Source organism: Spirosoma sp., from assembly GCF_026391055.1.
GTDB lineage: Bacteria > Bacteroidota > Bacteroidia > Cytophagales > Spirosomataceae > Spirosoma.
Genome location: NZ_JAPLET010000022.1, coordinates 883,024 through 899,729, shown reverse-complemented (window position 1 = coordinate 899,729; position 16,706 = coordinate 883,024). Strand labels below are relative to the sequence as shown.

Below are 16,706 nucleotides of genomic sequence, written 5' to 3'. Positions count from 1 at the left end.
TATAAGCTTCCCTTTTAGTATGCCCCATAGAGCCAATTCCGTCCGGGTGATCTTGCTCAGGCCCCGGACGGAAGTAAGGCTGAGCGATATCATCCGGATCGACGGAGCAGCCAGCTACAGTATTCTGTACTTTGTCGATGGCCAGCAACTCAAACTTGCCCTGCCCATCAACGAACTGCTGCCCCGTCTGCCCGGCCTGGTCAGGATCCACAAACGGCACGTCATTAACCTGGCGTATGTGACAATCGTATACCGCCACCAGCCCGCCCTCAAATTAAGCACCGGGGAGATTCTGCCGGTCGCCCGAAGGCGTCGCAACCAGGTGCGTATCCTGTTTGCCGGTTATAAACAGCAACTTATCAACCCACTAAACGCTATTCTGATGGATCAACAACCCGAAGAGTCCCCCAAAGCCCAAACGCCCAGCCTGGTGGGTGAAATCGTACCCGTTGCCGCCCAGCTCTTAACGGCCATCCCCAACCGCCAGATGCGTAATAAAGCCTACGTGGACGTGGGTAGCCTTAAAATGCCGGAAGGTAACGTGCGGGTGAAGGCTTTTCAAAAAGACGGCTCGCTGCTGATAATGATGCCCGATAATGAAGGGTTTCTGCTCGATACCAGCATCGTGGCTACCCAGTGCTATAAATACTGGAAGCTCAAAAAGGAAACGACTGAGCCGTCCACTGGAGAGCAAACCAATGAAATTAATGAACAGCCGACTAACGAATCGACAAATGAGTAAAGAGCCTAAAATCAACTTCACGTGTGATCCTCGATCCGAAGAGGCCGGCACCGAAAAGGACCAGCAGCTCAAAGCGTTTGCCAAAGAACTTGACGCACTCTGCCGAAAACACAACTACCCGACTTACCTGGTAACGGTCAGCTCAGAAGAAACCCTGAAGGGGAAAAGAGCGCTTTTTTCAACCGCCGTGGCGACGCTTGACGAAGAGATGGCCACCCACCTGGTGGCCGATGCCATCCGGGCCGTCAGGAACCTTATTGCCTATCTCAAACCTACCGCGCCAGGAGGGGTGTCCTGATGCAAAAACAGACATTTACAGCGGCAGAGGCTACCGAGTGGATTGGTCTCTGCCGCAGCAAAACCGAACTGCGGGAGATCTGGAATCTAGTGGCCAACGAGTCGATGTTCTATAGTACCCAGGAAATACAGGCGCTGGCCGAGGCTTTCAGCACGCGGGAGATGGTCCTGTATTTCAGCTCCCGGCTTTATGTAAGAGGGCCGCAACCGGTTATTTTTATTGATGACCGTTATTGAAGATTCGCAGAGTGAGTAGATTAATTGTAAATCATTGATTGACAAAAGCCTAATTTAATTTACTGCTGTAAACATATGTTACCATGATTAGCCAAACTGACTATTTTCTAGCGGATTTACGGCCGGGTGAGTGCCGATCCTGCTCTGAGGAAACCGACATTGTTCCCGGTGATGGGCGTTGCCCTGACTGCATCGAGGAGCAGAAATTCTACGAGATGACGATGACCATGGCTACTAACCACAATGATGACGACGACGAATAAACCGGATCGTAAGCTCATTGTCATTGAAGCAATGGACGAGTTATCAATGAACATTCCCATCCAGTGGGACCGCTATACCAAAACCGACGACGGGTATTATGTGGTGTATGGTTGGATTGCCCGATCGGATGGCCAGCGGGACTTTATCATGCTGGCCATGTGGGAAACGGATAAGATCGACGATATTTTCTTTACCACGTCATCGGCCAAGTATTCCCGCCGGATCTTGGAGGTGCTATTCGGCAGTGCCGAGGATCATAATGATTGCCGCAAAATCGATGATTTGCTGTCAACGCCCACCTATTCAATACTCCCCAACCATGACTAACTCGGTAACAAATCTGCTCATTGATTGCCCCAATCCGGATGCCTTTAATAAAACAGTGCAGGCTTTAGGGGCTGCGGCTTTGGTTGAAAATGGAAACCTGGGCTATTTGATGCTAAATGGCTATTACGTGCTACAGGTGTATAATAATGTCGGGTGGATCCGGTTTGCCATTGAGCAACAAGGCTATGGTAAAGTGATTGGAGAGGCCGCGCTCTAACCCACTATCTGTTAATTAACTTGGCCAAACCTAAAAACCATGAATGACTTGGAAGAAGAAAGGAAGTATTATCCCATCATAATACTGATACTGCTGGCGTCAGCAATTGGCTATTACATCCAATATTTACGGCTTGAGAAGTTTATGGAAAAGGAGAAAATCACAAATGCTCACTACGCCTATTGGGATAGCGTTCGTCATTCTGTACCTGATGGTGGATATATCGGGTTTTTAAAAGCCGAAAGTGACATCCAAAATCATTATATGCGGTACTGGGTTGATAAAAATACCATCAGGTACTGGGATAGCCAGCCCCCCAGAATATATCTAGCCCTCAAGACTGAATCGTTACAGTCACCGAGTCTGATTATGGAGCTTGACAGCATTGATATGGTTTATTTTCATAAAAAGTCAGTGGCCAATCTCGATCAGGAACGTAAAAAGGCATTAACCAAGGTCAACAACAGCTTCAATGTTGTGAGAAGGGTTCAGATATGGCATTCGGAGAAGTGATTTGAGCAGAGCACGTTACTACCTAAAATTATGAAACCCCTGTTTTTTCTGCTTATCTGCTCGTATGCGGCCATTGCGCAGACTCAAGTGGTAATGGAGCAACGCGAAGCGATCACCTCGCCATTTTATAGTGATTCCACCTATCAGGCACGGAGTGCACTGGTGCTTAAACAGCAACGCGAAGGGCTGCTTACGGTGTTGAAAGGCCTTCAACGTGTTCAGGCTGATCTAAATGCCATCCGGACCGATTTAGCGAAGTTGAAAAGCGGTCTTGATAAGCTGAGTAAACAAAAGATGGAGCAAAGAAGAGTCCTCAAGCCTTCAGGTGTTAGGCTGGTACCAAATAAAGTCATTCACGCGCTGCCTATCAGCGGAAAACTAGACAAACATGACGCTTAGTCCCCAAGAAGTTAGTGCTTATAAGCAAATCCTTTCAAATCCAACCCAGCACGGAATGGATTTCAAACCCATTCAGGAATGTTTTCAACCATCCGATAAGGTGACGGCTAAACACCTGCTTTTCGAGCAATTGATTTCGCTAATTAAGGTGCCGCTCCCAAAAGTTATCTTCTACATTCTCATGGATGAGATGTACGGCGATACAATAGGGAAGTCCGAGGATGGATGCGCGGGTTATGCCCTTAGTGTGGTTGCCTGACCACACCCAACACCAACACGGCTTATGTATAATCTCAACAAAACATGGCAATTCTGAACTACACCACAAAGATTGATCCGATTAAAACCATCAGTGAGATTCAGCAATGCCTGGTGAAACATGGAGCCCGCAAGATCATCACCGATTTCGATTCCAGTGGACTGGCTGTTGGGGTGACCTTCCATGTTGAACTGGATGGCCAGGCAGTCTATTTTGCCCTGCCATGCAATTGGCAAGGCGTTTTGTTGGCAATGCAGAAGGATAAGAAAATACCTCGCTCAAACTGTACGGCTGCACAAGCACAACGGACGGGTTGGCGCATTGTTAAAGACTGGATTGAAGCTCAAATGGCGATAGTAGAAGCGGGCCTGGCTTCAGTGCCCGAAGTGATGTTACCTTATGCATTACTCACTGATGGGCAAACCATGTACCAACGCATGAAATCGGACAGGACGTTACTGCTAGGTTAACCCTTCATTTTGAAAAGCTATGAATGCTGAAGAAAAAGCAGAGCAAATTCTTAATAGGATTACAAGTTATGCCCCATGGTCAGATTGGAATGGGGTTCCAAGGGTATGGATCAAGCAGAAGATAGTTGAAGGACTTCAAGAGTTTGCCGCCACTTCGGATCAGGAGCCTGATGAATCATTTCCTGGGATTTACCCTCCCGGCCCAAGAGTACGATTTTGATTCACCCAGCACACACTAGTATTTAAGCCTGATTATGTATTGGCTTTTGTAATTTAAATCCTGATTATAGATTAACCCGGCAACGTTGTAATGCTTAACGGCAATTCGGTTCATTTCTTCTAAAAGTAAAGTACCCTCGTGGCCGACTATTACTTTAGCCACAAGGTCGCTATTCTTAAGCCTGTCAATCATTTTACCGACAATATCGTGTAAATCAAAGGGCCGATCTGAATTGATCGGTTGAGAAGACCTATTCATTTCTAAGGCGTATTCGTTGATTAGTCGTTTAAGTTTAAGTTGATAAAATAACTCGTCATCATTATGCCAGAGAGCGGGATCACTTATAAGCAGTTCAACTAGGGCGATAATATCATCCATCACTTTTTGTCGTTTTTTCGTTGTGGAGCCGCAAGACAACGGGTGTCTCGGGCTTTACTTCTTTAAGTTTGATTTTGCCTGTTCTCATGTACTCCAGGGCCTCTTCAAAGTTTTCAAACCCAAGTTGGGGATAGGAAATTTTGAAAACAATCGGTCCAGATGTCTCTGCTGCAAAGGAAGTCAGCGCCTGGTCATGTTCAAATTTAAACGGGCCTACAAATTTGTGCCAGGCGGCATCAAATTCCCGAACCTGCCGTTCCTGTTCATCAGGAGATAAATTGATAGACGTAAAGTAGATGCGTTCAGTCATTGGCTAAGCTTTTTGAGTTCATCGATTACGGGAATAAGCAACCAACTCTTCTCTAACTTGCTGAATCACCAGCTCGTCGTCCAGTTTAGCCTGCTTTATCTGCTCATCGAACTGGCGAAGTTTAAGCAGCGCAATTCTAAATTCAGCAGTCCCAATTGGTAATGATTTTATTAAAGACTCATGCTGGTATCTTTCTTGTTCAAGTATCGGTGTTTTAAGTCGGCCTATCAGTGAGCCGGGTAGTGGTGTTTTTCCCATTGATTATAAATTAATAAGCCAAGCAGAAATACCTGGCTTGTGAATAACCACGAAAGAAAACAAAAGCTTACGGGCTTTTTCGTACTCTGTTTAGCACTCCAATGTTACACCCACTTTTCAATTTTTTCTTCGAGTTGAGTTATTAGTCTGTGAAGCGTCAGTTCAACATTCTCCAAACGTTTAGCTTCATCTAGTATATCTTGCCTAGTTTGCTTGCCTTGGTATGGATGCGAAAGCCTAACTCGTGAATTTGCAATTTCTCTTGCAATGTTTTTTAGTTCTGTTATCATGTGTCTATTAATCCCTCCGAGAACTCGGTAATGTCATTTCTAACTCACTCAACCTCTTTAACTGTTAACATCACTATAGGTCTAGGCCTCCGTTGCTAGGCCAACACGTACACCTTTCGCCCGCAAATAACTGTACAAGGTACGCTTACTGCCAATGCCCAGCATTTTGCAGATCTGCGTGCCGGTATTCCCCGACTCGTATAAAGTCTTGGCCGCTGCAGCCTTAATCTGGGCATCCTGCGATAGGCCTGGTTTCCTGCCTCCAACCCGGCCACGAGCGCGGGCCGATTGTAAACCTGCATTGGTCCGTTCCCGAATGAGGTTGCGTTCGAACTCAGCCATTGCCGCAAAGAAAGTAAAGAACAGCCGACCGGTCGCACTGGCTGTGTCTATATTCTCGGTCAGGCTTTTGAAGATGACCCCCTTTTTCTCAAAGGTGTTCACCAGCTCAATCAGATCAGTGGTCGAGCGGCCAAGCCGATCCAGCCGCCAAACGATCAGCACATCACCCGCTCGAAGGTGTTCCATGAGTTTGTTAAGCTCCGGCCGGTCTTTGGTTTTACCGGTAAACTTCTCCGAAAAGATACGCTCACACCCGGCCTTGGAGAGGGCATCGAGTTGCAGGTTCAAATTCTGGTCGGTGGTTGATACGCGTCCGTAGCCGATAATCATAAATGGTTTACTTTAACGGGTAGAATACCCCTAAAATAAACGTTGATTAAGTAAATAACAATAGTAAACCGTTTTCGAGTAAGAATAGGGTTACATTGGCCAAGTCACGACCCTGTCAGTAAAGAAGCGTTTGAGTATACTGCTAATAGTATCTTATAAGATCGTTTCCTGGTACTGCTAACCGTTGTTAAAGATTGGTAAAGTCTGTCTTGAGGAATAGCAAAATTACGTCTCACAATAACTGTGTTTAGTACTCCAAACCTCCTATTTAAGTGTGACAAATTCACTATACGATGCGTCAAACAACAGGAATTGGTCTTGTACTTTGCCTAGGTAAGCTTATAAAATTTAAATATTTATATATTTTCTTTATAATATTATATAGGTTAGTTTATGTACTCCAAACTTCTTATTTAGATGATCTCTATTCCAAATCACCCAGTTTTGGTATTCCAAACCACCCATTTGTTTCTTCTTTAACTATTGTTTATTACTTTGGGGATAAACATCTAAACGTTAAACCTTATGCTTGGCGATTTTTTCGACATTAACCTGCCTTATGGTATTAGTCGTAATGAAAAGGATGAGTGGTATGCATTTAATAGAGAATACGTTCCTATTGGCTTCAATAACGAAGGAGCCAAAACTCACATTGAAAAATTGGATTTGCCCCTCTATACTAAGTATGAAGCCTTAACCGATAAAAAGCTGTTGGCAATTGCTGACAATGATCCGAAAAGGATAAAGCGGGATGAAGGAGGTAAAATATGTATGGTGTGGCTCTATGACACTGGCACGAATCCAATGAACCAAACCAAGGGCCACCTCAACCTACAACTATGGAATAAATACTTTCAGAAGTTAAAGTTGCTCTCGAAGCTTTTGGTCTCGGAGAAAGAATAGCAATCATTTGTTACAAATGGTGTGGATAGAAGCAAAAACACCCGGCCAACTCTGACCGGGTGTTTTTTATGAGAAAGACGAAAATAAGTACCTCAAAATTTTGTTAACTCACTTAACAGAGTTACTTTTGTTAAGTGAGTTAACAATCCCACTCACTACCGACGCTAATGAATGCAGGGTTTATTAAACAGATTAAGGCAGCCATTGCCGCAACCAAAAATGAGTTAGCCGATAAACGGGCTGGCCATCCCGACAGCGAGTTATCCGAAGAGCAGGAAAACAAGCTACTTGACCAACTAGGAGTTTTAACTGAACTCCTTCAACAATTTGATGAGTAAGGGTGGGGGGTAAAACCCCACCCTCTATTAATACATTTTTCGTTTCAATACATTTTCGTTTTCGTAATCCGTTTTCGTAATCCGTTTTCGTAATCTCTTTTCATAACCCCTTTCGATTATGTTATCTCAACTGAACAGCACCGAACAACTTCTGGAACAGAACCAGGCGTTGATTCAACAAGCAACCGCCTTCCTGGAGACTCAGGGCAAGCGGTACAGCTTATCCGAATGGGTAACGCTGAAGGAATATGCCAAACGCTACGGGCTGGAAAGCATCAGCGTTATTTCAAACTGGATTAACCGGGGCATTATCCCGGCTGAAGATATAGTGATTGTGGAGGAGCTTAACGACCTGAAACTAATCAAAGACAAGGTCTATAAGTAAATCGGCAATAGCGTCGAATGGAAATACCCCGGTTGTTCTACGACCGGGGTATTTTGTTTAGATCTATTTCCGAAAAGGAGGTGCTGCTCTGGCCCGCTGCTCAGATACCTCCACTTACAGGACGTTCTATCCAAACCATTACAATAAGGATACGGGAGAACAGCACCGCCTACTCGATAAGGCGGCACCATTCTCCTGTAAGTGTAAAAAAAAGGTATCTAAGCGGGAGCAAAGATAAGCAAAAAAGGAGCATTACCCTTTTGTCGCGTTCTGTACAAACTCAACTTCCTGCTGTTTGCGCTGAAAGGCGAACAGGTCAAAGGAAATCGGTCGCTGGGCGTACTGGGCTAACAGTTCGTTATTGCGTTGCAGCTGCTGGAGCATGGCCATGCCCAGCTCATCACTCATGCTACCACCGGCCGAATTGCCCCCGGTGATCATCTGGCTACCGCCTGATGCGCCGTTTGAGCTACTGCCCAACATGCCGTAATTGCCCGTCTTCTGGGCAATATCCATCATCCGGGCAAAGTCAGCCACCACCGGATTTTGCAGCGCTTTGTTGGAGATAACAAACTCCCGACCCGCTTCACCCGCAATAAATTTACGCTGACCCATGGTAAACAGGGTTGGGTCATTGATAAAGCCCGCCGGTCCATCGCCAGAACCGGTAAAGCCCCCATCGGCAAAGGCTGGTGCATCAATCTTGGATCCCAGGATTTTGGTGGTTGCTACGCCTAAATTCAGCGTAGGGATAGCCATGGCACTGGCAACCGCCCCCAGGTTCGCGGGAAAAGGAAGGCCAATGGCGGATTTGATGGCTGCCATCAGCGCCTGACCATAACTGATGCCGACCGAGGCCAGAGCCCACGCTTTTTCGGCAAGCATTATCTTTTGCATCAGGTTAGCCCGTTTCTTTTGGGCCTCTACCTCCTCACGGGCTTTGCCGGTGTTGATCGCAATGGCATTCCCATAGGCATCGGTTCCCGAAACGGCATCCGGCATCACTTTGCCCACCTGGGCAATGATGGTCTTCATGCGATCCTGTTCACCGCTGGTGAGTTTGGTTTTATGCTGCAACTGATCCAGTTCATCCAGCAGCGGGCCAACATCCAGCTTTTGCTGGTCAACCTTGAAGATGCCTTGCAGGATGGTGACCGCATCATTCATGTACTGCTGCTTCTCATCGAGAAACTTTAGTAGCGAGCCGAGCCGCCCTTCGTACTGCTGCTGCTCACTGTCCAGTAACTGGTTATCAATGTCCTGCAGCTCACGGTTTTTCTGCCGTTGCAGATTCGTTTGTTCTTCCGCCGACAGAACACCCAGTTTAGAGAGTACATCGTAATGGGTCTCGTAGAGTCTGCGCTTTTCGAGCAGGAACCGTTGCTCGATCGAGAGTTCCTGATTGTGCGCTTCAGTTTCCGTCAGTAACCCTTGACGAGCCTTTTTCTTGATTTGGGTAAGCTCCTGATCATGTTTAAGCTGGAGATCGGCTAAATCCTTCTCAAGCAAGGCATCAACCGGCGTCCGCTTGTTTTCCTTTTTCTGGTTACTGTTATCTAACCGGTCCTGGGCAATTTTGAGCAAAGCGGCCTGCTTGTCGGCATTGATTTTGCCGAGTTTTTCGGCTGAGCCCTGGTTGAGTTCTTCCAGGGTTTTATAATAAGCCCGGTTGAGTAGTTCACTGGCGTCCAGGTACTGCTCTTCCAGACGTAGCTTTTCAGCATCTGCCTGCAGGCGGGTCTTGCTGCCTCCTTGCACCTCCAGGTCAAGTTTGGTTTCGGCCGCTTTTTTAAATTCTGCCAGCTTGGCCGCATTCAACTCATAGGTCTTTTTTAACTCCTCTTCGCCGAATTTCTTCTCAATGGCACTCATCTCCACCAGGCTCAGGGTCTCGATTTCCTTGATCTTTTTGGTGTTGGTTCCCGCCAGTTCGTACATTTTGGCGTACTTCTCGGCAAAGGCAAACACGGCCTTATCATAGTCCGACTGTTCGGCTTTCAGGGCATCCATCCGGGCATCGGCCAGCATTTTTTCAAGCTGCCGGGCATCCTGTGCGGCCTCGGTGGCGGCTTTCTTAGCCGCTTTCTTTTGCTCATCGGTCAGCCCACCACCGCTGCCAGCCGGCGATTTTAGGTCCGGGCTTTTTCCTGCCTGCGAACCCAGTTTGTCGAGTTGTGCCAAATCAGCCTGTAGCTGCTCAACGTTCGCTAATTGTTTGGCCTGTGCATAAGCAGCCGCTTTATTGGCTTCTGTTTGTTGCTTTTTCTGCTCATCCAGATTGCCCAGTGCACCCAGATTTCCGGTCAGCAAGGCACCCGCCCCGGATTTTACCCCTTGCCAGAAGGTAGGCTCGGCTTCCTGGCGAGCAATTTCACGCGCTTTAGCCAGAGCATTTTGCAGACGGGCTCTGGCCTCCAGCTGTTTTAAGGCAATGGTCTTTTTGAGGTTGGCCTGCTCGGTTTGGGACAGATTGTTGGCATTGGCTACTTTCGTATTCAAGTCCTCAAGCGCCCGGGCATTCGACTGGGTATCTTTCAGCCCTTGTTGTTGAAGGGCACTTTTTTTGCGCTCCAGATCCAGGGCTCGTTGGGTGTGCTCCGAGAAATACTTCATAGCTGCCACCAGGCCACCCAGGGCCCCGACGACCAGGCCAATCGGGTTAGCCAGTAAAATAGCCGAAAAGCCTGCCCAAACAGTCCGGGCGATGGTCACGACCGCTGTCTGAAGGCTAATCTGACCAGTCAGTACACCCGTCGCCAGGGCGTAGGCTTTGGTGGCTGCTTCGGAAATAACCAGCCAGGTAAAGCCCGCCTGATAGGCGGCTCGTCGATAACCCTCTGCAATGGTGTTGGCCGCCGCCGATGCGGTCGCCTTAATTAATGTGCCGTTATAGGCAATCAGGGAGGGAATGCCCGTTATCAGCAGCCATTCGCCATTTTTGGCCAGCCAGCTTCCCAGCTGGGGTAAAAGGGTAAGAAAGTCGGATCCTCCCTTGACAACCTGGGTGAAGGCCGGCACGAGCTTGGTCCCTAACCACAGGGCTGCCTTGTCGACCTGGGCGCTGAATAGCTCCAGCTGGTGGTCCAGCGTTGCATTGTTTTTGGCGGCCATGTCATAGGCGGCCGTAGTGCCGGTTAACCCTTTGGTAAATTCAGCAACCCGGTCGCGGTGGTTGATCAGCGATAAAGCCGCCGTTACGTTTTCCTTGCCGAAGAGTTTCGTTATTTCGGCGGTGCTCAGGTTCTGTTTAGCCAGATTATCCAGGGCTTTATCCAAACCAACCACTTTCGGATTCGTCTCATTGGCTCCGGCCCCAAGGGTCAACAGAATATTTCTCAACATGGTACCAGCCTGCTCACCCTTCAGGGACTCCTTGGATAAACTTTGCAGGGCTCCGTTGGTCTGCTCGAAACTCAGCCCTGTTTGGTTGGCCACGATACCAGAGGCTTTCAGTGAGTTAGCCATGTCACTGATTTCCGCTGAACCAACCTGAGCGCCACCCGCCATCACGTTGATAAACCGCTGGGCCTGATCGGCACCGGCATCGAACTGGTTCATGCTGCCAACCAATGAGGCAGTTGCATCAGCCAGGGTCATTTTAGACGCCTGGCTCAGGGTAATGGCCTGCCTGGTTACGTCGGCGAGTAGTTCCGGTGTTTTTACCAGGTCAGAGTTAGCCGAGCCCACAAGCTTGAAACCCTCCAGTACTTCAGAAGCGGACTTTCCAAGCGTAGGTCCCATCTCCCGGGCCTTGGCGTTAAAGTAGTCGACATCCTTAGCGGCTAAACCAAGGTTTGCTGACATGTCGGCGGAGGCAGACGTAAACTCTCTGTAGCGTCCGATAGCCGCCGGTATGGCACTTACGGCCGACTGAAGAGCCGACCCAAAAATGTTGCCGCCCAACACGCCAACGGCGGTGCTGGCCACATTGGATTTAAAGCGGCCCCAGGCGGTCGAGGTGTCGTTGATCTGCGCCCGCATCTGGCGCTGGGCAGCCAGCAGGGCGTGGAGTTCTTTGAGTTTATCGTTATAGCCTGCATCCGTCTCTTTCATTTTGACGATTGCAGCCGTAGCACGGGTAACCTCCAGACTGACTTGCTTCAGGCTGGTTTGGGCCTGTTGGCCATTGATCACCAGATCAATGACCGCCCGGTCGGAAGAAGAATTGGCCATGGCCTTTTTGGTTTAGGGGTGCGGCCAGGCACTAGCTTAAAAGTCGTGTAGTGTGTCCCTTACACGTGCACGGTAACTGAATCGGTCAGCACCTGCTCGAGCGAGGAGAGGGTAATGTTTACGTAGTATTTAGCCAGCAGTTCACGCAGCCGGTGCACCTGGTAGCCCTTCTCGCGGGAATACCAGCGGGCCGGCGTTCGCGCTGAGCTTTCCCCATTGCGCCGTTTGCGCTGCCAGCGGCTGAGGGCGAAATCCTTACCTTTACCCACCCCCATGTCGACGAACCGGCCGTAGAGCAAAAAGCTTAACTGTAAGCCTTTAACCCCACCATTGGACGCGTCGAGGTAGAGCCGTTTGCGCCAGTCGGAGCGCAGCTTATAGGTGCGCACGCTTCGGTACTTCCCGGATCCTTTCACGTATCGCCCTTTGGCATCCCGCTGCTCGCTACCCCGGATCAGGCCCCGCCTGCGCCGGCCGTACACCTTTTTGTCGATCTGTGCCTGAAAGCGCTCGATGGTAATGTTGCTCCAGGCACCCACCAGCCCCTTGAAGTTGATCTTCTCATTGATGTTTAACTTTTTGTATTCCATGGCCAGTTATAAATTGATCCTGGGTCCCAGAATCTTGTAGCCCTCGCCCGGATCCAGAGCGAAGTCATAGTTGTAATACCGGTAGTTCCGATCCAGCGGGTCGATGTACTGGCCCAGAAAGGCCGTTTCCAATACCGTCGTTGAGCCGTTGGCCATGTAGGTTTTGACGTACTCCAGATAATCCACCAGCCTATCATTTCCATTCGTACCCCCGCGCGTGTCCAGATGCGAGCGCTGAAAGCGGATGTTAATGGGCAGGTTGGTGACCAGGGCCGGAGCCGACTTGGCGGCATCGACCCAGGTTTTCACCGTCAGCACCGCATACTGACGAATCGGATTGGACAGATAGGTGCCCGGCCCGAAAATGAACTCCACCCACACGATGGGGTCCGCAGGATCCGCTACCTGCTCGATGCCCGAGGGCAGGGTGAGCGCTTCCAGGCGCACGGTTACTTTCCCGTCCTCATTCGGCGAATCAGCGCGTAGTTTTAAAATCAGATACGACCGCCGTATCTGATCTTCCAGCGTAAGCCAGATCATCCGGTGCAGCTGCAGGCTGGCCAGCACATCGACCGGCATCAGCAGGGGCTGGGTGACGCGCTGAGTCTGATCCCGAAAGTAATAATACGCCCTGAGGTAGTTTCGCCAGCTGCCGGCCCGCCCGCCCATGGTCAGCGCCTGACTCGAGCGGGCCACCTGCTGGCCATCGTAGACGTCGGGGCTGGCCAATGGGTAGGAATTTCCCTTGCTGTCGGTGGTCATGCCCCGGTAAGACAAAAACCGGATGCCGACTGAGTTGGGGCGCTTGCCTTCCTTACTTAAATACCGACTCGACGCCGAATAAGTGGGGTCGAGCGTATTGCCCGGTTGATATACAGTGGGCACAAACCAGAGCGCATCGGCCGACAGATTGGACCTGACGCGAACCAGCTGCGTGGTACCGGCCCTGAGGGTCACCGGCGTTCGGCCCCTGCCCACTACCTGGGCGGGCGCTTCGATGGATTTGCCATCGGCATCTTTGTAGAGTGCATCCCCCGAATCGTAAAAATCCCGAACGCTGTAGCCCGATCCGTCGGAAAAGTCCGTGCTGTAGGGCCCCGCCTGATAAGGGGTTAAGTCAATGGCTGCTCCCGCCCGGATGGTGCCCACAAACTGGGTGATGTGGCACACCCGGGCGTTGCCGTCATAGGTGAAGACCAGCCCAAAGCGGCCTTTGACCGCTTTGAGAAATTCCGATACCGATACGTCGGGCAAAAACAGGCCTGGCGTGAGCTTGTGGCCAATGGGTAGCTCCGCAAAGGGCAGCTTCTGATTCATGGCCGTCAGGTTCAGTACCGTCATGGCCTGCACCTCGGCCGAGGCCAGCCAGTCGCTTTCAATGCGGTAGCCGGCCAGCTTCATGATGCCCTCCAGCACGTAGGCCAGGTAAAACTGGGGACAGATCGCCCGGCCGTAGCGGGGCACACTCGGCTGGTCGACCACGAAGCCTACGCCACCACCCTCCAGCTTTTCCCAGGGATTCAAATAGGTAACCGGACTAAGCTCGTCGGTACCCAGAAACACGCCCCCCGCAAAACCCGGCAACTGCTCGGCCCCGAAGTCGCTCTCCCAGAAGCCGTCGTTGCGAATAGGGAAAAACGTGCAGGGAAACTCGCCCGGCTTCAGGGCGGCAATCTGCTTTAAACGGGTACGAAAATCCGTGCCCGTCAGCAGCCCGTCGCCCAGAATTAGGGGCGTGTTGAAGGCTTCCAACAGCGAGAGGTTCCGGATGCGGTCGTAAAATTCAGCGCTATCGATTTTTAGAAAGCCCGATAACTTGCCCTCGTTGAGACGAAACGAAAACGTGCATCGACGATACAGGACTCCGCTCATCTGCGCCGTAACGGGCATCTCTGAAAAGGGCTGTGCCAGGTCAGGCCGGTAGCCATGGGCCACGAAGCGCTTGTTGTTCTCGTTGAGGGGTAAATCGATCGCATACGAGAATTCACCCGGCAAGTCATCATCCGAGAGCCAGGCCGCAGCCCGTTCGGTCACCAGGTTCAACCCCGGTATCAGGTTGAGACTCTGGCCTGAATCGTTAAGGATCGCAATCATACGGTCGCCAGTTGGAGAGGAGAGGAGGTTAGGTCCAGCAGTTCAATAGTGGCGCCCGGAATGTTACGGGCTTCCCACTCGATCTGCTGGGCGATGGCCTCGCCATAGTGACGATAGCGCGTAACGTAGGTAGTCTCATTCTCTCGCAGAATGAGCTGAAAGGGGTAAATGACGTTCCACATGTTAAGCAGGGGATGAACACGCCGGTGAGGGCGTGTTCATCCCGTTATAGTTACGGTAAATGAGTTGGTAATATACGAGGAGTGTAGTAAACACCGTAGTACACCCTTATCAAGATTGCAGGCTGGTCAGCCAGCCCTGCGCAGTAATCGTCTGGAGTATGGCCCGTGCCACCGTATCATGACCATAATCCCCGTGATGCTGGTTGTTGTCGATATAGTGAAAAGTGGCCGAACCCTGTACAGCCTCTGAGCTCAGGGTCAGCCCGCTGAAAGTGCCTCCAAAAATGAGCTTGGATTGAAAATCATACAGGTCACAGTAGACCACTGCATCAGCCAGAGCCGCCGCTTTGGCTGCCGAACGAATAGGTATGTACTGGGCGTATTGAGTGCCGGTGCTCGTGCTGGTATTGTAGTTGTCACCCCCGCTTGACCAGTTCTGGTAGTTGGTCGAAACAATTACCACTTTCTGTACACCATCCGCAAACGGAGCCGTCCCGTCGATGGCGATCCGGCTCCAGCCCAGCTCTCCCGCCTGGGGGTTTCTGTATTCCCAAACCGACTGTTTGGGTGATGCTGAATAATTGCCGGCAATGGTGGCATTCTGCCCAGGGAGACTGCCCTGCACGCCGCCGGTGGCGGAGCTGTCCTTAAGGACCACGTAGCGCTGACCAATGTTGCCTTTGGCGGGCAGATCAGCTTGAGAATAGACGTGGACGAACCGACCCTGCTCATCCCCTCTGACGCCGTATTTGAGCACTTTGCTCAGCGCCTGCAGATGCGCCTGGGTGGCCGCAGCAGGCGGTAAGCCAATTGAATAAACGGATGTGCTGGTTGGCAGAGTCACCCAGGGCGTATCGACGCTGGCCACGTAGTTGGCTCCTGATATGATCGCACCATTATAGGCGGTAATCGTTCGGCTCTGACCAGCCCCCGCCCCCGAGGTGATGGTAATGGTACAGTTCAGGTAAGCTCCCAGCGTGCCCGAAGCGGTATTTTGCAGGGTGATGGTCGAAGCTGTCCCGCCAGTGGCTGTCCCGGAATGGGTAACAAACGCATCGTTGACACCGCCGTAAATAATCCCAATGGCCGGGGTGTCATACAGAAACAGCAGACCGGCCCGGCCCAGCATTTCGCTGGTTGTGTTGCCCGATACCCCAAAACAGCGGGGCTTTGTGCTGCAGCCCAGGGTGTTGAGCCGCTTGGAAAGCTGAGCGGTCCACATGTTATAGGCAGCTACGCCGTAGCCTGCTTTCAGATCAGTCTGTGAGTCGCCAATGGCGGTAATGGTTTGGGCTAGAAACAGCGCGGATTTGTCTTGTCGTTTTCTCATTATTTTAAGCCAAAAAGAGTGAAGGTTACCTCAGCGTCAACGTCAGCAAAGTGGTTAAGCCCCGTGGTGGCCGAAGCGCCGGAAACAATCAGGCCCCGCTCGGATAAATTCACCTCAACGGTACCGGCTGCAGGAACGTCGATGACGCGAATCGTCGAGCCGGCATACTGGAGCGTTACCTTTCGGGCCGTCGTGGTATTTTTATTGTAATACCAGACTTTTTTGACTCCCTGATGAGGGCGGCTGTTGGCCGGATCAGCTGTGGGAAAGGCTACTGCGGCTATGGTTAATGTGCCCTGTGTAATAATGTAATCATTGTGCATGCGTTCCTGATAGCCCGCCCGCCGCTCGGCCAGAAAGCCGTAGATGACAACTGATCGGCTGGCCAGCGCATCGGCATGCAGTACCAGTTCTACCGTATGGGCCGTGTCAGAAAGGTCCTGGGCAATGATTACAAGGGTTTCCCGGTCGAGCATATTGCCGATGTTGGATGCCCGTGGCGCAATGACGTTGGGCTTGACGGCATAGGGCACCCCGTCAATGACAACGGTGAAGTCCGGAACGGCCGAGTTGGGACGGCGGTAGCGGATGCCGATCACCCGCCCGTAGATAATGGTCGAGATACTGGCAATGCCAGGCAGACCGGCAACAACCGACAGGTTGTAGCCAGAGCCCGTACCGTCGTTGTTATCAGTCTGTAATAAGGTGTTGATTTTGGTCGTATCGTTCCAGTCCAAAAACCAGGCGGGTACTTTGACCAGTTCACCTGATACAATTTTGGCACGGATCACGCCTTCTGCGGTTCCGTCGTCCTGCACACCCTCAATGAGGGTATCTTCTGTTTTAAAAGCCATGGTT

General features: G+C 50.7%; 25 protein-coding genes. 14 read left to right on the top strand and 11 right to left on the bottom strand.

The window, feature by feature from the left end; translation table 11 throughout:
• Nucleotides 1-19 precede the first annotated feature (19 nt).
• From NT073_RS19030 to NT073_RS18980, 11 genes are all read left to right on the top strand, one after another.
• Entirely contained in the window at nt 20-742 is a 723-nt protein-coding gene (locus NT073_RS19030) for a LytTR family DNA-binding domain-containing protein (protein WP_297376576.1), read from the top strand.
• Nucleotides 708-1,040, top strand: coding sequence for a hypothetical protein (locus NT073_RS19025; protein WP_297376574.1), 333 nt, complete (start codon nt 708-710; stop codon nt 1,038-1,040). The genes NT073_RS19030 and NT073_RS19025 overlap by 35 nt, the downstream gene beginning before the upstream one ends.
• A complete protein-coding gene (locus NT073_RS19020) occupies nt 1,040-1,276 on the top strand; it encodes a hypothetical protein (protein WP_297376572.1) in 237 nt (78 codons plus the stop codon). Before NT073_RS19025 ends, NT073_RS19020 begins: the two co-directional genes overlap by 1 nt.
• Nucleotides 1,277-1,359: 83 nt before the next feature.
• Nucleotides 1,360-1,539: a hypothetical protein gene (locus NT073_RS19015; protein WP_297376570.1), complete on the top strand. Its 180-nt coding sequence runs from the start codon at nt 1,360-1,362 to the stop codon at nt 1,537-1,539.
• Nucleotides 1,520-1,867 (top strand): hypothetical protein, encoded by a 348-nt coding sequence (locus tag NT073_RS19010; protein ID WP_297376568.1) that lies wholly within the window; start codon nt 1,520-1,522, stop codon nt 1,865-1,867. Before NT073_RS19015 ends, NT073_RS19010 begins: the two co-directional genes overlap by 20 nt.
• Nucleotides 1,860-2,084 carry a hypothetical protein gene (locus NT073_RS19005; RefSeq protein WP_297376566.1) on the top strand — a complete coding sequence of 75 codons (225 nt, stop codon included), beginning with the start codon at nt 1,860-1,862 and terminating at the stop codon, nt 2,082-2,084. The genes NT073_RS19010 and NT073_RS19005 overlap by 8 nt, the downstream gene beginning before the upstream one ends.
• Nucleotides 2,085-2,123: 39 nt before the next feature.
• On the top strand, nt 2,124-2,597 hold the full coding sequence (locus tag NT073_RS19000) for a hypothetical protein (protein WP_297376564.1): 474 nt from the start codon (nt 2,124-2,126) through the stop codon (nt 2,595-2,597).
• Nucleotides 2,598-2,627: 30 nt separating this feature from the next.
• Nucleotides 2,628-2,996, top strand: coding sequence for a hypothetical protein (locus NT073_RS18995; RefSeq protein ID WP_297376562.1), 369 nt, complete (start codon nt 2,628-2,630; stop codon nt 2,994-2,996).
• Nucleotides 2,997-3,051: 55 nt separating this feature from the next.
• On the top strand, nt 3,052-3,255 hold the full coding sequence (locus tag NT073_RS18990; protein ID WP_297376560.1) for a hypothetical protein: 204 nt from the start codon (nt 3,052-3,054) through the stop codon (nt 3,253-3,255).
• Nucleotides 3,256-3,299: 44 nt separating this feature from the next.
• On the top strand, nt 3,300-3,725 hold the full coding sequence (locus NT073_RS18985; protein ID WP_297376558.1) for a hypothetical protein: 426 nt from the start codon (nt 3,300-3,302) through the stop codon (nt 3,723-3,725).
• Nucleotides 3,726-3,744: 19 nt separating this feature from the next.
• Complete coding sequence (locus NT073_RS18980; protein WP_297376557.1) at nt 3,745-3,945, top strand: hypothetical protein; 201 nt, start codon at nt 3,745-3,747, stop codon at nt 3,943-3,945.
• Nucleotides 3,946-3,960: 15 nt separating this feature from the next.
• Here the strand turns inward: NT073_RS18980 and NT073_RS18975 are convergent, their stop codons facing one another.
• The 5 genes from NT073_RS18975 to NT073_RS18955 form a co-directional block, all read right to left on the bottom strand.
• Nucleotides 3,961-4,323: a hypothetical protein gene (locus tag NT073_RS18975; protein WP_297376555.1), complete on the bottom strand. Its 363-nt coding sequence runs from the start codon at nt 4,321-4,323 to the stop codon at nt 3,961-3,963.
• Nucleotides 4,316-4,633: a hypothetical protein gene (locus NT073_RS18970; RefSeq protein WP_297376553.1), complete on the bottom strand. Its 318-nt coding sequence runs from the start codon at nt 4,631-4,633 to the stop codon at nt 4,316-4,318. Before NT073_RS18970 ends, NT073_RS18975 begins: the two co-directional genes overlap by 8 nt.
• 18 nt (nt 4,634-4,651) lie before the next feature.
• Nucleotides 4,652-4,891, bottom strand: coding sequence for a hypothetical protein (locus NT073_RS18965; protein ID WP_297376551.1), 240 nt, complete (start codon nt 4,889-4,891; stop codon nt 4,652-4,654).
• Nucleotides 4,892-4,995: 104 nt separating this feature from the next.
• Nucleotides 4,996-5,181 carry a hypothetical protein gene (locus NT073_RS18960; RefSeq protein WP_297376549.1) on the bottom strand — a complete coding sequence of 62 codons (186 nt, stop codon included), beginning with the start codon at nt 5,179-5,181 and terminating at the stop codon, nt 4,996-4,998.
• 81 nt (nt 5,182-5,262) lie between these two features.
• Entirely contained in the window at nt 5,263-5,853 is a 591-nt protein-coding gene (locus tag NT073_RS18955) for a recombinase family protein (protein WP_297376547.1), read from the bottom strand.
• A gap of 525 nt (nt 5,854-6,378) precedes the next feature.
• Between NT073_RS18955 and NT073_RS18950 the strand changes: the two genes are divergently transcribed.
• From NT073_RS18950 to NT073_RS18940, 3 genes are all read left to right on the top strand, one after another.
• Nucleotides 6,379-6,756 carry a hypothetical protein gene (locus NT073_RS18950; protein ID WP_297376545.1) on the top strand — a complete coding sequence of 126 codons (378 nt, stop codon included), beginning with the start codon at nt 6,379-6,381 and terminating at the stop codon, nt 6,754-6,756.
• Between the two features lie 167 nt (nt 6,757-6,923).
• Nucleotides 6,924-7,094 carry a hypothetical protein gene (locus tag NT073_RS18945; RefSeq protein ID WP_297376543.1) on the top strand — a complete coding sequence of 57 codons (171 nt, stop codon included), beginning with the start codon at nt 6,924-6,926 and terminating at the stop codon, nt 7,092-7,094.
• 118 nt (nt 7,095-7,212) lie between these two features.
• Nucleotides 7,213-7,479 (top strand): hypothetical protein, encoded by a 267-nt coding sequence (locus NT073_RS18940; protein WP_297376541.1) that lies wholly within the window; start codon nt 7,213-7,215, stop codon nt 7,477-7,479.
• Nucleotides 7,480-7,731: 252 nt separating this feature from the next.
• Here NT073_RS18940 and NT073_RS18935 read toward each other — a convergent pair whose 3' ends face one another.
• From NT073_RS18935 to NT073_RS18910, 6 genes are all read right to left on the bottom strand, one after another.
• On the bottom strand, nt 7,732-11,652 hold the full coding sequence (locus NT073_RS18935) for a phage tail tape measure protein (RefSeq protein WP_297376539.1): 3,921 nt from the start codon (nt 11,650-11,652) through the stop codon (nt 7,732-7,734).
• Between the two features lie 59 nt (nt 11,653-11,711).
• Nucleotides 11,712-12,242: a hypothetical protein gene (locus NT073_RS18930; RefSeq protein ID WP_297376537.1), complete on the bottom strand. Its 531-nt coding sequence runs from the start codon at nt 12,240-12,242 to the stop codon at nt 11,712-11,714.
• Between the two features lie 6 nt (nt 12,243-12,248).
• A complete protein-coding gene (locus tag NT073_RS18925; RefSeq protein WP_297376535.1) occupies nt 12,249-14,336 on the bottom strand; it encodes a hypothetical protein in 2,088 nt (695 codons plus the stop codon).
• Nucleotides 14,333-14,518: a hypothetical protein gene (locus NT073_RS18920; protein WP_297376533.1), complete on the bottom strand. Its 186-nt coding sequence runs from the start codon at nt 14,516-14,518 to the stop codon at nt 14,333-14,335. The genes NT073_RS18925 and NT073_RS18920 overlap by 4 nt, the downstream gene beginning before the upstream one ends.
• 109 nt (nt 14,519-14,627) lie before the next feature.
• Complete coding sequence (locus tag NT073_RS18915; protein ID WP_297376531.1) at nt 14,628-15,848, bottom strand: hypothetical protein; 1,221 nt, start codon at nt 15,846-15,848, stop codon at nt 14,628-14,630.
• Nucleotides 15,848-16,702 carry a hypothetical protein gene (locus NT073_RS18910; protein WP_297376529.1) on the bottom strand — a complete coding sequence of 285 codons (855 nt, stop codon included), beginning with the start codon at nt 16,700-16,702 and terminating at the stop codon, nt 15,848-15,850. The genes NT073_RS18915 and NT073_RS18910 overlap by 1 nt, the downstream gene beginning before the upstream one ends.
• Nucleotides 16,703-16,706 lie beyond the last annotated feature (4 nt).

Excerpts from the sequence above, each read along its gene's own strand:
- NT073_RS19030 (WP_297376576.1), top strand. The coding sequence starts at position 20 with ATGCCCCATAGAGCCAATTCCGTCCGGGTGATCTTGCTCAGGCCCCGG.
- NT073_RS19025 (WP_297376574.1), top strand. The coding sequence starts at position 708 with ATGAACAGCCGACTAACGAATCGACAAATGAGTAAAGAGCCTAAAATC.
- NT073_RS19020 (WP_297376572.1), top strand. The coding sequence starts at position 1,040 with ATGCAAAAACAGACATTTACAGCGGCAGAGGCTACCGAGTGGATTGGT.
- NT073_RS19015 (WP_297376570.1), top strand. The coding sequence starts at position 1,360 with ATGATTAGCCAAACTGACTATTTTCTAGCGGATTTACGGCCGGGTGAG.
- NT073_RS19010 (WP_297376568.1), top strand. The coding sequence starts at position 1,520 with ATGATGACGACGACGAATAAACCGGATCGTAAGCTCATTGTCATTGAA.
- NT073_RS19005 (WP_297376566.1), top strand. The coding sequence starts at position 1,860 with ATGACTAACTCGGTAACAAATCTGCTCATTGATTGCCCCAATCCGGAT.
- NT073_RS19000 (WP_297376564.1), top strand. The coding sequence starts at position 2,124 with ATGAATGACTTGGAAGAAGAAAGGAAGTATTATCCCATCATAATACTG.
- NT073_RS18995 (WP_297376562.1), top strand. The coding sequence starts at position 2,628 with ATGAAACCCCTGTTTTTTCTGCTTATCTGCTCGTATGCGGCCATTGCG.
- NT073_RS18990 (WP_297376560.1), top strand. The coding sequence starts at position 3,052 with ATGGATTTCAAACCCATTCAGGAATGTTTTCAACCATCCGATAAGGTG.
- NT073_RS18985 (WP_297376558.1), top strand. The coding sequence starts at position 3,300 with ATGGCAATTCTGAACTACACCACAAAGATTGATCCGATTAAAACCATC.
- NT073_RS18980 (WP_297376557.1), top strand. The coding sequence starts at position 3,745 with ATGAATGCTGAAGAAAAAGCAGAGCAAATTCTTAATAGGATTACAAGT.
- NT073_RS18975 (WP_297376555.1), bottom strand. The coding sequence starts at position 4,323 with ATGGATGATATTATCGCCCTAGTTGAACTGCTTATAAGTGATCCCGCT.
- NT073_RS18970 (WP_297376553.1), bottom strand. The coding sequence starts at position 4,633 with ATGACTGAACGCATCTACTTTACGTCTATCAATTTATCTCCTGATGAA.
- NT073_RS18965 (WP_297376551.1), bottom strand. The coding sequence starts at position 4,891 with ATGGGAAAAACACCACTACCCGGCTCACTGATAGGCCGACTTAAAACA.
- NT073_RS18960 (WP_297376549.1), bottom strand. The coding sequence starts at position 5,181 with ATGATAACAGAACTAAAAAACATTGCAAGAGAAATTGCAAATTCACGA.
- NT073_RS18955 (WP_297376547.1), bottom strand. The coding sequence starts at position 5,853 with ATGATTATCGGCTACGGACGCGTATCAACCACCGACCAGAATTTGAAC.
- NT073_RS18950 (WP_297376545.1), top strand. The coding sequence starts at position 6,379 with ATGCTTGGCGATTTTTTCGACATTAACCTGCCTTATGGTATTAGTCGT.
- NT073_RS18945 (WP_297376543.1), top strand. The coding sequence starts at position 6,924 with ATGAATGCAGGGTTTATTAAACAGATTAAGGCAGCCATTGCCGCAACC.
- NT073_RS18940 (WP_297376541.1), top strand. The coding sequence starts at position 7,213 with ATGTTATCTCAACTGAACAGCACCGAACAACTTCTGGAACAGAACCAG.
- NT073_RS18935 (WP_297376539.1), bottom strand. The coding sequence starts at position 11,652 with ATGGCCAATTCTTCTTCCGACCGGGCGGTCATTGATCTGGTGATCAAT.
- NT073_RS18930 (WP_297376537.1), bottom strand. The coding sequence starts at position 12,242 with ATGGAATACAAAAAGTTAAACATCAATGAGAAGATCAACTTCAAGGGG.
- NT073_RS18925 (WP_297376535.1), bottom strand. The coding sequence starts at position 14,336 with ATGATTGCGATCCTTAACGATTCAGGCCAGAGTCTCAACCTGATACCG.
- NT073_RS18920 (WP_297376533.1), bottom strand. The coding sequence starts at position 14,518 with ATGTGGAACGTCATTTACCCCTTTCAGCTCATTCTGCGAGAGAATGAG.
- NT073_RS18915 (WP_297376531.1), bottom strand. The coding sequence starts at position 15,848 with ATGAGAAAACGACAAGACAAATCCGCGCTGTTTCTAGCCCAAACCATT.
- NT073_RS18910 (WP_297376529.1), bottom strand. The coding sequence starts at position 16,702 with ATGGCTTTTAAAACAGAAGATACCCTCATTGAGGGTGTGCAGGACGAC.